Genomic DNA, 13,320 nt, shown 5'->3' on the forward strand with positions numbered 1-13,320 from the left:
ACAAAAATGTGTATATTTACTCATTCTATCTATTTTCCACTATTTGTATAATAGTATTACACCATGATTTAACCTTAGGTCCAAAAAATACTAGGCTTAAGGAGAGTGGAAAAAGTGTTGAAGGACATTATTTTCTCAATGGTTATTGGTGGAACTGTAGGGATTGTAGGGCATGTTAGAAAGCATGGAAAGATAATTATGCCCAGGAAAACAAAAAGGTTTATCTATTTAGGTTTTTTAGAAGAAATGCTTCTTGGTGCTGTCGCAGCTCTCCTCATCCTGATTTATACAACTCCGAATTCTATGGTTGAGACCATTTTTTTATCGGCTCTTGCCGGGATTAGTGGCGATATCATACTCTCTCGATTTAGAGCACTTAATGAAAATAGTGAAAAAGAATCCTAAACAGAAATAACCCAGAATGGTCGATTTCCATCCTGGGTCTTTCAAATTTTGCTGAAAACTTTCTTTTCCCACCTCTTTTTCTAGCTTCCCCGCGGATACAGTCATCATGAACACTCTATGATTACCACTTTTCCGTTTTTCCTATGATTTCGTTCATCATGAACGCTCTATCATGAAAACACACTATGGTCAAGGTACACTCAACCTATATTAACGAAAAATAACCCAGTATGGACTTAACTCCATACTGGGTTACTTAATTTTAGTACATGCTCATATATTGCTCACGTTCCCACTGGTGTACAACGGTACGGAACATATCCCATTCGATTTCTTTTGCTTCGATAAAGTGTTCGAAGATGTGCTCTCCTAAACCAGATACGATAACTTCATCAGACTTTAATAGGTCTAATGCTTGAGCTAGAGTTGCAGGAAGATCGATGATTCCTTCTTCGACTCTTTCTTCTTTGCTCATAACATAGATGTTACGGTCTACTGGAGCTGGAGGAGTTAATTTGTTCTTGATTCCGTCTAAACCAGCTTTTAATAGAACAGCCATTGCTAGGTATGGGTTTGCAGCTGGGTCTACGCTTCTTACTTCTACACGAGTGCTTAATCCGCGAGAAGCAGGAATACGAATTAGTGGTGAACGGTTTCTAGCAGACCAAGCAACATAGCATGGTGCTTCATAGCCAGGAACTAAACGCTTATAAGAGTTTACAGTTGGGTTCGTTACCGCTGTAAAGCTTGGAGCGTGCTTTAAGATACCAGCGATGAATTGACGAGCTGTATCACTCATTTCTAAATCACCAGTTGGCTCGTAGAATGCATTTTTGCCATTTGTAAATAATGAAAGATTCATGTGCATTCCAGAACCGTTTACTCCATATAATGGTTTTGGCATGAACGTTGCATGCAAACCATGCTTACGAGCAATTGTTTTTACTACTAATTTGAATGTTTGAATTTGGTCACATGCTGTTAACGCGTCTGCATATTTAAAGTCAATTTCATGTTGACCTGGCGCTACCTCGTGGTGAGAAGCTTCAATTTCAAAGCCCATTTCTTCAAGTTCTAGTACGATATCACGACGGCAGTTTTCTCCTAAATCGGTTGGAGCAAAATCGAAATAACCGCCTTGGTCATTCAATTCTAGTGTTGGCTCACCTTTTTCATCTAATTTAAATAAGAAGAATTCTGGCTCAGGTCCTAAGTTAAAGTCTGTAAATCCAAGCTCTTCCATTTCTTTTAATACTTTTCGTAAATTATTACGTGGATCACCCTCAAATGGTTTTCCTTCTGCAGTATAGATATCGCAAATTAAACGAGCAACTTTTCCTTTTTCAGCTGTCCAAGGGAATACCACCCATGTATTCAAATCTGGATATAAATACATATCAGATTCTTCAATACGTACGAAACCTTCGATAGAAGATCCATCAAACATCATTTTATTATCCAAAGCCTTTTCTAATTGGCTAACTGGAATCTCAACGTTTTTGATTGTTCCTAGAATATCAGTGAACTGTAAACGAATAAATTTTACATTGTCCTCTGCTGCCAACCGCTTAATATCTTCTCTAGTAAACTTTGCCATCCTTATTACCTCCAAAATTTAATTAGTGAAAAAATCTTGACATGTCCCCTTGCCTCAATGATGAACGATTGAATCTTCCAGCCTGCTGCAATTCTTGGCGGAGTAAATTCCTTAACTGTTCGTCTGTTAACTCCTGCTTGGCTTTTTCAGCCTGCTGGTGGATAACATTTTCCTGTTGATCTTTGATCAATAACAGCTGTTTGATACCAGCCATATTCACTCCTTGATCAATTAAATCTTTAATTTCTAATAGTCTATCAATATCGCTTAAGCTAAAGAGTCTTCTATTCCCATCTGTCCTTGCTGGAGAAATCAATTCGTGCTCTTCATAGTATCGGATTTGTCTAGCAGTCAATTCTGTTAGCTGCATAACGGTTCCGATTGGGAATAGTGGCATTGAGCGGCGTATTTCTTTTCCACTCACGTAAATTTCTCCTCTCCACTTGGTGATTTATAATGTTATTATATTTCGTGTTAGAAAAGATGTCAATCATATGTTAGGTTTTCTAACAATGTTTTTATAAAAGACAAGGGACAACTACTTTTGTTATCCTTTGTCATTCAACTTAGTTTAATTCAATTAATTTCTTTTCGATTAAAGAATCGACTGCGATACAAACGGCCATTTTTACATGCGAGTAGGTTAAGCCGCCTTGTACATAAGCTACATATGGCGGTCTGATTGGCCCATCCGCAGTCAGTTCTATACTTGCCCCTTGAATAAAGGTACCAGCGGCCATAATTACATCATCCTCGTAACCAGGCATATATGCTGGATAGGCCGTTACATGGGAATTAATTGGTGAAGCAAATTGGATCGCCTGACAAAAAGCAATCATTTTATCTTTATCATCAAATTGTACGGATTGAATTAAATCGGTTCTATTTTCATTCCACTTAGGTGATGAATTCATTCCTAACTTTTCTAGTAGAGCTGCTGTAAAAACGGCTCCCTTCAATGCTTGTCCGACTACATGCGGTGCTAAAAAGAAACCTTGATACATTTCCTGCAGGCTGTAGAGCGAAGCACCTGCCTCAGCGCCGATACCCGGAGAGGTCATGCGATAGGAACAGGCTTCAACAAATTGTTTTTTGCCAACAATATAACCGCCTGTTTTGGCGATTCCTCCACCTGGATTTTTAATCAGTGAACCCGCCATTAAATCAGCCCCGACATGACAAGGTTCTAGTTCTTCAACGAATTCTCCGTAACAGTTATCTACAAAAACCACTACATCTTCTTTGATCTCTTTTACAAATGAAATCATTTCTTTGATTTCATCGATCGTAAAAGATGGGCGGGTTGCATAACCTTTTGAACGCTGTATGCCAATCATTTTTGTATTACTTTTGATTTTTGAGGCAACCACATTCCAATCGATTGTCCCCTCTTCAGTTAGTACAGCACTATCATAAGAAATTCCAAATTCTTTTAATGAGCCGACACCATTACCACGGATGCCGACAATTTCTTCAAGGGTATCGTACGGTTTACCGGTAATATAAAGAAGTTCATCTCCAGGTCTCAGAATCCCAAATAGAGATATCGAAATCGCATGTGTTCCTGAGATAATCTGGGGACGGACTAGACCTGCCTCAGCACCAAAAACATCTGCATAGATCAGCTCCAATGTATCTCTTCCGATATCGTCGTAACCATATCCCGTGGAAGGGATAAAATGTGAATCACTGACCCTATGCTTTTGGTAACTTCTCAAAACTCGAAACTGATTCGACTCAATTCTTTCGTCAATTCCCTTATGTACGTCTGAAATTTGTTGTTCTACGACCCTTACAATTTGTTGAAGCTTTTCCCCATTTTTTAACTGTTGAAACATGCTGTTACTCCATTCTCGTTTTATATTTCTCTAATTGTCCAGAAACTTGGTGATCAGGAAGAGCAAATCCTCGGCATTGATAAAGCTCTTTTTCTTCATCAAACACAAGTTCTCTTATGATTGTATCATTCTTTAATTGCGCGAGCAGCTTCCCTTCGGTTGAAGGTATACTTACTTGATATTGATCCATCATTTCAATTATGACTTTTTCGATTTTCCTTTTTAGTTCATTTCGGTCCTCTTTATCATAAGCGCTGATGAAAATAAGAGGGGTGTTCGTTGTTGGTACAAAGTCAGGATGTTTAATATCCCTTTTATTATAGACAGTAATTTGTGGAATGTCTTTCACATCTAGGTCTTCAAGCAGCTTATTGACTGTTTTTTCATGCTGGAAATAATCCGCATTGGCCATATCGACTACATGCAAAAGAAGGTCAGCTTCCTTCACCTCTTCTAGAGTCGAACGGAACGCAGCTATCAGCGCTGTTGGCAGGTCTTGTATAAATCCAACCGTATCTGTAATTAAGGTATGATAACCGCTTGGTAAAACAAGCTTCCGTGTCATGGGATCCAATGTCGCAAATAATTGATTTTCTTCATACGAATCGGCCTCAGAAAGGCGGTTAAACAGTGTAGATTTACCTGCATTTGTATAGCCAACAATGGCAATTTGGAATGTCTTGTTTTTCTTCCTTCTTTCCCGGTAACGATCACGGTGTTGAACAATAACGGAGAGTTGACTCTTAATATCATCGATCCTTCTTCGGATATGACGGCGGTCAGATTCTAGCTTGGTTTCCCCCGGTCCTCTTGTTCCAATACCAGCACCGAGTCTAGATAATGCTGTCCCCTGCCCGGCAAGGCGCGGCAATAGATATTGAAGCTGTGCCAATTCCACCTGCAGCTTACCTTCTTTTGAACGTGCTCTTTGTGCGAATATATCTAATATAAGCTGAGTCCGGTCGATAATACGGGCATTTAATTCCGAAGAAAGATTTCGTTTTTGGCTGGGTGATAATTCATCGTTAAAAATCACCAAATCAGCCTCAACTTCATCGACAAGTGCTTTTAGTTCTTCCACTTTCCCTTTACCTATGTATAGCGCAGGGTGAATACGCTCGCGTTTTTGAGAAACAGTCATCAGCACTTCACCTTTAGCGGTCTCTGTTAAGGAAGCAAGCTCTTCCATTGAATATTCGAAACGACTATCGTCCAAGCTTTGCGTTTGGCAGCCAACTAAGATTGCTTTTTCCAAGCTTACTTCTTGTTCCATACCAACACCTCATTTTCGTAAATTTCCTTTTTTCATCATACCAAAATTAAGGGCAAACCCCTAATTTCAAGCGGATTTTTTCATATTTTTATTGATTATTTTTACTTCCGTGTTAAAATCATATTGTTTACAGAAAATTAGAAGATTATAGTATTTTACATCGAGGGGAAACAGACAAAATGACATGGGATGTGTTAAGTATCATCGGAACCATTGCTTTTGCTGTAAGTGGGGCAATTATAGCAATGGAAGAAGAGTATGATATTTTAGGGGTATATATTTTAGGGATTGTGACAGCATTCGGTGGTGGGGCCATTCGAAATCTATTAATTGGGGTCCCAGTTTCTGCAATATGGGAACAAGGGTTATTTTTCCAAATAGCTTTATTATCGATTACAGCTGTGTTTCTATTTCCAAATAATCTGCTGCGTCATTGGCAAAAATGGGGTAACTTTTTCGATGCGATTGGCTTATCCGCTTTCGCCATTCAAGGTGCTATTTACGCAGCCAACATGAATCACCCGATAAGTGCGGTCATTGTGGCAGCCGTCTTAACTGGAATTGGCGGAGGGATTATTCGCGATTTACTTGCCGGAAGGAAGCCAATTGTTTTAAGAGCGGAAATATATGCAGTATGGGCGATTCTCGCAGGTCTCATCATTGGATTAAAAATTGCCTCAAGTCCATGGGAGTTGTACACGCTTTTTATATTAATAACAGCCTTAAGGGTCCTTTCCTATACATTTGATTGGAAATTGCCATCTAGAAGACTTAGTGTACATTAAAAATCGACGGATATTTTCCGCCGATTTTTTTTGCTTATGAATCTTCTTCAAAGATTAAATCATTACTTCTCAGTGTCATTAATTCATGTTTGTCAAAGCTATTTTGCAGTAAAAGCCGCATCGCCTGTGCACGAATAGATTTTTCAATAATGTTACGAACATACCGGCCATTCGAAAAACTATTTGGACTGAGTACAGCTTTGACCCAAATTAAATGGTCCTTTAGCTTTTTTTCTGCCTCATGGCTTAAAGAATATTCTCTCTCATCGAGCATGCGGCTTGCAATTTCCATCAATTGCTCAATCGTGTAATTCGGAAAGTCGATGACGAGTGGAAAGCGGGAATGCAGCCCTGGGTTTAAGGTTAAGAAATAGTCCATCTCACGGGAATATCCAGCCAAAATCAGAATAAATTCATGCTGTTTATCCTCCATATGCTTCACAAGTGTGTCAATGGCTTCTTTTCCGAAATCCTTCTCACCGCCGCGTCCCAATGAATAGGCCTCATCAATGAACAGTATTCCGCCTTGGGCTTTCTTGATTAAATCTCTTGTTTTCTGTGCGGTATGTCCAATATATTCCCCCACAAGGTCTGCGCGTTCTGCCTCAATTAAATGTCCTTTAGACAGAACATTCATTTTTAAAAAGAGCTTGCCAATTAAACGTGCAACCGTTGTTTTGCCTGTTCCCGGATTCCCTTTAAACATCATATGAAGAGCTTGTTTTCTAGCCTTCAGTCCAAGTTCTTCACGTTTCTTATTTACAAAAATCCAAGCATAAATTTCCTTTATCATTCGTTTCATTTCTTCCATACCGACTAATGCCCCGAGCTCGTCTTCAATTTCCTTTAATGCCGAGTGTTCCGGGGGAATAACCTTTGGAACAACTTGAGGAACAGGCAGCTCTTTCGTCAAGGATTTCCTCTTTTGCGAGTTAAGGGATACTGTTATTTGTCCATTACTTTTCATGCGAATCGGTTGATCCAAAGCCTTCACCTCTCATTCTGCAAACAGTATACGTTAGGCAGCTTTTATCGTTGACTTGAAAAAATATATGCTCATTTTGACAAATAACGAGAGGAAATTGCTAATAAAGTTCACTCTGATATTTCTATGCGCTTTCCAAGCAATACTCCTTCATTTATGTGTATTCATCTTAGTAACAATTCATTATTAAAAATAAAAAAGAACCCATGGATTTCATGGGCTCGAGATCATAAATAAAGCTTATTGTGCATCCAGGTCAAGCTGAACATTTCTTTGCGGCGCAAAGGTTGAAATGGCATGCTTGTAAACCAGTTGCTGCTTTCCTTCCGATTCAAAAAGAACAGTAAAATTATCAAAGCCTTTAATTTGGCCTCGTAATTGGAATCCGTTTAATAAGAATACCGTTACATGGGTATTATCCTTACGGCACTGGTTTAAAAATTGGTCCTGAATGTTAATGGTGGTTTTCATTTGTATATCCTCCTCTTTTATCTCTACTAATATGTATTCGATTTTACTTGCAGCTTTCCTTCAACGTAATGTGAAATTTCGGTTATTTTTTTTGACAAATTTAAGACATTTGTCATGTCGAACCATTGTACTTCCATTTTATTCCGAAACCAGGTTAGCTGTCTTTTGGCATATCTTCTAGAATTTTGTTTTAAATTTTCAATGGCAGTATCCAGACTAACCTTCCCATCCAAATAATCATAAATCTCCTTGTAGCCAATAGCCTGAATGGATTGACAATCTCTGAGCCCCTGCTTGTGTATCCTGCTGACTTCATCAAGCAGACCTTCTGAGATCATCATATCGACACGCATATTAATCCGTTCATAAAGCTTTTCCCTTTCCATTGTTAAACCAATCAGTGCAGTTTCATAAAGAAGGTCAGGCTGCTGATTATTTTGATAGTCACTCATAATCTTACCAGTACAATGAAAAATTTCAAGTGCCCTTATCACCCTTCTAACATTATTCGGATGAATTTGGCTTGCACTTTCAGGATCTACCTTCATTAACTCCAGATGGAGAGCTTCATTTCCAATTTCCTTTGCTCTCTCTTCTAGCTGTAATCGAAACTCCTCATCCGCAGGTGCCTCTGAGAACTGATAATCATATATAACTGCTTGAATATATAAACCAGTCCCGCCAACGATGATAGGAAGTTTACCTTGGGAAGTAATCTCTGATATTTTTGCCCGCACAAGCTGCTGAAATTCCGCAACAGAAAAACTCTCATCCGGCTCTTTAATATCAATTAAATGATGAGGAATGCCTTCCATTTCCTCACGTTTTATTTTCGCAGTTCCGATATCCATACCACGATAAATCTGCATGGAATCGCCGCTGATAATTTCGCCATTATACCGTTTAGCTAGTTCAATGCTTAACTTTGTTTTTCCAACTGCAGTTGGACCAATAATGACTAATAATTTCTGTTTTGAATCCAAAATCTTCACACTGCCCTTTTCTTAATTTCCGTGATGTCACACTTACATCCTAACATAAAACTTTAAAAGCAGTTGAACATCAAATAAGTATAATCAAAAAATATCTTTTCTATGCATGTTTTTACACAGGATTTATTTATTCCAATTTCGTCTCAATAAATATATTTCCTTTACATCATTACATTCCTATAACGATTCATTTACAAACAGCTTTTTACCCCCAAATTCATGGTAGGCTTAATCGTAGCATATTGTGTAGAAAAATGGCTGGCCAAAACGGTTAGCTGTCGAAAAATAGGAAATCGGGTGAAATGAAATGTTTTCAAACTTTGAGATTGGAATTGATTTAGGAACAGCAAATATATTAGTTTATAGTAAAAATAAAGGAATCGCTGTAAATGAACCCTCGGTGGTTGCGATTGATACAGAAACGAAAAAAGTGGTTGCTTTTGGTAGAGAAGCAAAAGAAATGATTGGAAAAACGCCAGAGAAAATTATTGCGATCCGCCCATTAAAAGAAGGCGTCATTGCCGATTATGACCTTACAACAGAACTTCTAAAGCATATTATGCGTAAAGCTTCTAAATCAATCGGCTTTGCCGTTCGTAAGCCAAATGTGGTGATTTGTACACCTTCTGGTTCAACAAGTGTTGAAAGACGAGCGATTCACGACGCCGTGAGAAATGCCGGCGCAAAAAAAATCCAGTTAATTGAAGAACCAGTTGCAGCTGCTATCGGTGCTGGTATGCCTGTAGATGAGCCGGTAGCCAATGTGGTTGTCGATATTGGCGGGGGGAATACAGAGGTAGCAATAATATCATTCGGTGGTGTTGTTTCCTGTCATTCTATTAAAATTGGCGGCGACCGCCTAGATGAAGAAATCATTCAACATGTCCGAAAAGAGTATAACGTATTGATAGGCGACAGAACAGCTGAAAATGTGAAAATAGAAATTGGTTATGCGTTAGTTGATCATGAAGAACTTACAATGGAAGTACGCGGACGAGATCTTGTAACAGGATTACCTAAAACGGTAACACTATCATCCTACGAAATTCGCAATGCTCTGAAAGAATCGTTATCTCATATATTAGAAGCGATTCGAGCCACTCTTGAGGATTGTCCTGCTGAACTAAGTGGTGACATCGTCGATCGTGGTGTGATCCTTACAGGCGGTGGTGCGTTAATGAAAGGTATGGAAGAGTGGCTGAGCAAGGAGATCTTTGTTCCAGTTCAGCTTGCCCCTGCTCCACTAGAATCAGTCGCAATGGGAACCGGTCAAGCCCTTAAATACATGCATAAACTTCCTGCTGCAGTGAAATAGAAAAAGAGTTTGTTAGTGGTTAGATATAAATATGTATGACTTAGTGCACCGCATTTTTTAGCGGTGCTTTTTGTATGGGAGCGGTACTTATATTGTTAGTTAGCGATTGCAAAATTAAATTAAATCGCAGGAAAAAGGAAAGGATATTACTACTAAAAATACTAATAATTACTTAAGTAGTGAAATCAGCAACGGTTCCAAATCAGGGGGTTTTACAATGAAGGAAAAATGGAAAATGTATATGTTGCTAATTATGCCTTGGTTATCTGTAATAAAGCTTGGTAAATCTTCATTCTTTCGGTACCTGCCTACTATTACCTTTAGTAACTTGGTTATCGCCTTAATCAGTGAGTTATCTCGGGCATTTAAATGGTGGAAAGTTAAAAATCCTATTTTTCCGAATTTAGCAACAGATGTATCATTTGTATTTGGACCCTTTACAATCCTGAACTTCTGGATTTTTAAATTGACATACAAGAGATTCTGGGTCTATCTGTTGACCAATATTATGGCCGATTACTTATTTGCTTGCCCATTAACCACCGTAGCAGAAAAACTACGCGTTTATAAAATCGTAAGAAGAGCCGCAAGCAACTTTTCCTTCTAAGTGTTATAGTTGCAATTTTTAATTATTTGTATCATTTCTTAATTGTTGAACCACGGAGGAAAGAAAAATCAAATTGAATATCCTTAATAAAAAATGATGATCACCGGTAAAATTAAAGGGTTCCGTTTTCGGGTGCTACTTATTAAAAGACACAAGAATTGACGTATGAATTGGAATACGTCTTTTTCTTTGAAACTTTCATCATTTGCATTGCCGTTTTGAGTACCATTTTTATGGATCTTTATGAGCTGGTTTGTTTATAAAAAGCGGCTGATTTCCGCCTCTAGGTTCAATAGGGTCCACACTTACCGGTTGAGGAATCAGGTTAAGCACCTGAGTTGATAAATAAGCGGAGAAATTCCGGTTATTTAGTAATTAGTATAGAAAAAGGCTCAAATAGACGGAGAGATTCCGCCTATTTGCTCGGAAAATTCGAAAATGGGGGATTTTGCATTGATTAAGCGGAAAACCTCCGCTTATTTACCCCGAAACGAGCTTCATTTTGCATTTAACCGGAAAACCTCCACTTATTTTACTTTTGCTGGTTACTCGATTAAGGACAAGATTCTGTAAAATCTTTTTATTATTTCGGGCCTAGATATCACTTTGCCTTTTTCTCATATTATTGAAATATAGGAAAATCGGAAGTGGGATGACGATAAAACCTAAGCTTTTAATAAGTTGGTTTTTCGCATTTTCTCTAGCACGATTCTTTTCATCTTTTACCATTTGATCATATCTTTCTCGAATTTCATCTTCTGATAACTTTTGGCTATCCTCCGTTGGAACTTTGCCATCAGGGTAACCGTGCTTAAAATCTTCATAGTTTTGATAATAACCAGGCGGACTGACTAAATCTGCCGCGGCCATAAAAATCGAGATACCTCCCCCAATTACCATCATAAGTGTTGCAAACAAGACTAAATACGTATAAAGATGACGTATCACTGCTTCTCCCCCCATTTCTTTGTTTTTCACAGCATAAACGATTACAAAAATAACGATGATGATAGGTAAAAAAGTACTTAAGATGCCAAAAACAAACATTCGGCCACCTCCTTTTATCTCTCTTATAGTGTAATTTTACACTATACACAAAACAAATAGAAGTCCTATTCTGAATATTTTATAAAAAAAGAGTGCCTTCTTATTAAAAAGAAAACACTCTTTCTATGATTACATTACTCGTTTAAACATTTTCTCCATTTCATAGGAAGAATAATGAACAATAATAGGTCTTCCGTGCGGACATGTGAACGGATCGGAAGCTTTTCTTAGGTCATCCAGTAACGCCTGGATTTCATCATTGCGCAAATGACGATTTGCTTTAATAGAAGCTTTACAGCTCATCATAATCGCAGCTTCCTCGCGAAGCTTTTTGATATCGACCTTTTTCATCGAAAGAAGCTGCTCAATCATATCTTCAATGATTTGCTTTTCTTCTCCCTTTGGAAACCATTGTGGATGGGAGCGAACGATATAGCTGTTCAATCCGAATTCCTCAAGGAATACCCCAACCTTCTCCAGTTCAATCCGGTTTTCATTTATTTTTAGATATTCATCCGTTGAATAATCCAGCGTGATTGGAACGAGTAGCTCCTGAAGCTCAGCTTGGACTTGTCCCACCTTCTCACGGAAATATTCATACTTGAGGCGTTCCTGGGCAGCATGCTGGTCGATAATATATAAACCATTTTCATTTTGAGCAAAGATATACGTTCCATGCATTTGTCCAATTGGATATAACCGGGGTATTCTGCTTTCTATTTTTTCCTCATCGTGTGTAACCGCCGTATACCGCTCTGACTCAATTGGTTCTGGATCAGTTTCTTCGAACTCCCAATTTTGATGATCGTTTTCCACTTCAGCTTTTGGGGGCACCGGTTCAATATTGACCTTGATTGTTTCCGTTTTTTCTTGAATTGTCGGACCAGAAAAAACCGGGCGCTCCCATGTCACTTCTTTTGTAACCGGTATGTCCTTTGTTCTTTCATCCAGAACCAACGTAGTCTGTTCGGACTTTGGTATCTCTTTTTTCTCTTGTGTATAAGCTGATGGGATCAATATCTTCGATTTAAACGCGTTTTTAATAATACCTGTGACCAATTCATTTAGTTCTGTTTCTTTACTAATACGAACCTCCATTTTTGATGGGTGTACATTAACATCCACCAATAATGGGTCCATCTCAATATTGAGGAGAACAATCGGAAATCTTCCTATAGGAAGTAACGTATGGTATCCTTCCTGAATCGCTTTTGCTAAGGCATAATTTTTTATAAAACGGCCATTAATCATCGTAGAAATATAGTTTCTTGACGCTCTCGTTACCTCAGGCATCGAGGCATATCCGCTAATCTTGTAATCAAGTGATTCCCCTGATATCGGTACAAGCTGTTTAGCAATCGCCATTCCATAAATGGACGCAAGCACTTGGCGGACATCACCATTTCCGTTCGTTTGCAGCAGCTTTCTTTCGTTGTGAATTAAGCGGAAAGCGACTTCTGGGTGGGATAGTGCAAGTCGGTTTACCACATCCGTGATATTGCCAAGCTCCGTATGAATGGTCTTCATATACTTCAAGCGTGCTGGTGTGTTAAAAAACAAATCAGTGATGGTAATATCCGTTCCGCGTCTGCTCGAAGCTTTCTCATACACCTCAACCTTGCCGCCTTCAATGACCACGCGATTTCCTGCACCATCACCGGTTGAAGTTTTCATCTCAAGCCGTGAAACGGAAGCGATACTTGGGAGAGCTTCCCCGCGAAACCCTAGGGTACGAATACGGAACAAGTCATTTTCATTCTTAATTTTACTTGTCGCATGACGTTGGAAAGCTAGTAAGACGTCTTCTTCTTCAATGCCATTCCCATTGTCCGTAATGCGAATTTTCGCCAATCCCGCCTCTTCCACTTCAATTTCAATGACCGTACTGCCAGCGTCAATCGCATTCTCTACTAATTCTTTTACAACAGAAGCTGGACGCTCGACTACCTCTCCCGCTGCAATTTTATTGGATAGTGCGTCATCTAGCTGGATAATCTTACCCATA

13 protein-coding genes are annotated in these 13,320 nt (G+C 38.8%); 4 read left to right on the plus strand and 9 right to left on the minus strand.

Going from position 1 to position 13,320, the window contains the following annotated elements; translation table 11 throughout:
• Positions 1 to 114 precede the first annotated feature (114 nt).
• Positions 115 to 405 (plus strand): DUF4257 domain-containing protein, encoded by a 291-nt coding sequence (locus tag QFZ28_RS19910; RefSeq protein ID WP_307196256.1) that lies wholly within the window; start codon positions 115 to 117, stop codon positions 403 to 405.
• Between the two features lie 262 nt (positions 406 to 667).
• On the opposite strand, the gene glnA is transcribed toward QFZ28_RS19910, so the two are convergent.
• The 4 genes from glnA to hflX all read right to left on the minus strand — a co-directional run bounded on the left by glnA (position 668) and on the right by hflX (position 5,113).
• Positions 668 to 2,002, minus strand: coding sequence for a type I glutamate--ammonia ligase (gene glnA, locus QFZ28_RS19915; protein ID WP_307196257.1), 1,335 nt, complete (start codon positions 2,000 to 2,002; stop codon positions 668 to 670).
• Between the two features lie 22 nt (positions 2,003 to 2,024).
• The gene (locus tag QFZ28_RS19920; RefSeq protein WP_307196258.1) at positions 2,025 to 2,426 is read right to left on the minus strand and encodes a MerR family transcriptional regulator; all 402 of its coding nucleotides are present in this window, start codon (positions 2,424 to 2,426) and stop codon (positions 2,025 to 2,027) included.
• A 142-nt stretch (positions 2,427 to 2,568) separates the two neighbouring features.
• The gene (locus tag QFZ28_RS19925) at positions 2,569 to 3,840 is read right to left on the minus strand and encodes a methionine gamma-lyase family protein (RefSeq protein WP_307196259.1); all 1,272 of its coding nucleotides are present in this window, start codon (positions 3,838 to 3,840) and stop codon (positions 2,569 to 2,571) included.
• Between the two features lie 4 nt (positions 3,841 to 3,844).
• Positions 3,845 to 5,113 (minus strand): GTPase HflX, encoded by a 1,269-nt coding sequence (hflX, locus tag QFZ28_RS19930; RefSeq protein ID WP_307196260.1) that lies wholly within the window; start codon positions 5,111 to 5,113, stop codon positions 3,845 to 3,847.
• Between the two features lie 179 nt (positions 5,114 to 5,292).
• Between hflX and QFZ28_RS19935 the strand changes: the two genes are divergently transcribed.
• Positions 5,293 to 5,898: a trimeric intracellular cation channel family protein gene (locus QFZ28_RS19935; RefSeq protein ID WP_307196261.1), complete on the plus strand. Its 606-nt coding sequence runs from the start codon at positions 5,293 to 5,295 to the stop codon at positions 5,896 to 5,898.
• Positions 5,899 to 5,932: 34 nt separating this feature from the next.
• Here QFZ28_RS19935 and spoVK read toward each other — a convergent pair whose 3' ends face one another.
• The 3 genes from spoVK to miaA all read right to left on the minus strand — a co-directional run bounded on the left by spoVK (position 5,933) and on the right by miaA (position 8,337).
• Positions 5,933 to 6,883, minus strand: a complete 951-nt coding sequence (gene spoVK / locus QFZ28_RS19940) for a stage V sporulation protein K (RefSeq protein ID WP_307196262.1) — start codon at positions 6,881 to 6,883, stop codon at positions 5,933 to 5,935.
• 240 nt (positions 6,884 to 7,123) lie between these two features.
• Positions 7,124 to 7,354 (minus strand): RNA chaperone Hfq, encoded by a 231-nt coding sequence (hfq, locus tag QFZ28_RS19945; protein ID WP_034672853.1) that lies wholly within the window; start codon positions 7,352 to 7,354, stop codon positions 7,124 to 7,126.
• A gap of 26 nt (positions 7,355 to 7,380) precedes the next feature.
• Entirely contained in the window at positions 7,381 to 8,337 is a 957-nt protein-coding gene (gene miaA, locus QFZ28_RS19950; protein WP_307197080.1) for a tRNA (adenosine(37)-N6)-dimethylallyltransferase MiaA, read from the minus strand.
• Between the two features lie 316 nt (positions 8,338 to 8,653).
• Here miaA and mreBH point away from each other — a divergent pair, with 316 nt between their 5' ends.
• The gene (gene mreBH, locus QFZ28_RS19955; RefSeq protein ID WP_307196263.1) at positions 8,654 to 9,661 is read left to right on the plus strand and encodes a rod-share determining protein MreBH; all 1,008 of its coding nucleotides are present in this window, start codon (positions 8,654 to 8,656) and stop codon (positions 9,659 to 9,661) included.
• Positions 9,662 to 9,878: 217 nt separating this feature from the next.
• Positions 9,879 to 10,268, plus strand: a complete 390-nt coding sequence (locus tag QFZ28_RS19960) for a hypothetical protein (RefSeq protein ID WP_307196264.1) — start codon at positions 9,879 to 9,881, stop codon at positions 10,266 to 10,268.
• Between the two features lie 594 nt (positions 10,269 to 10,862).
• On the opposite strand, the gene QFZ28_RS19965 is transcribed toward QFZ28_RS19960, so the two are convergent.
• The gene (locus tag QFZ28_RS19965; protein ID WP_307196265.1) at positions 10,863 to 11,315 is read right to left on the minus strand and encodes a hypothetical protein; all 453 of its coding nucleotides are present in this window, start codon (positions 11,313 to 11,315) and stop codon (positions 10,863 to 10,865) included.
• Positions 11,316 to 11,444: 129 nt separating this feature from the next.
• Entirely contained in the window at positions 11,445 to 13,319 is a 1,875-nt protein-coding gene (mutL, locus tag QFZ28_RS19970) for a DNA mismatch repair endonuclease MutL (RefSeq protein ID WP_307196266.1), read from the minus strand.
• Between the last annotated feature and the right edge of the window lies 1 nt (position 13,320).

This window comes from Neobacillus niacini (assembly GCF_030817695.1).
GTDB classification, from domain to species: Bacteria; Bacillota; Bacilli; order Bacillales; family Cytobacillaceae; genus Neobacillus; species Neobacillus niacini_F.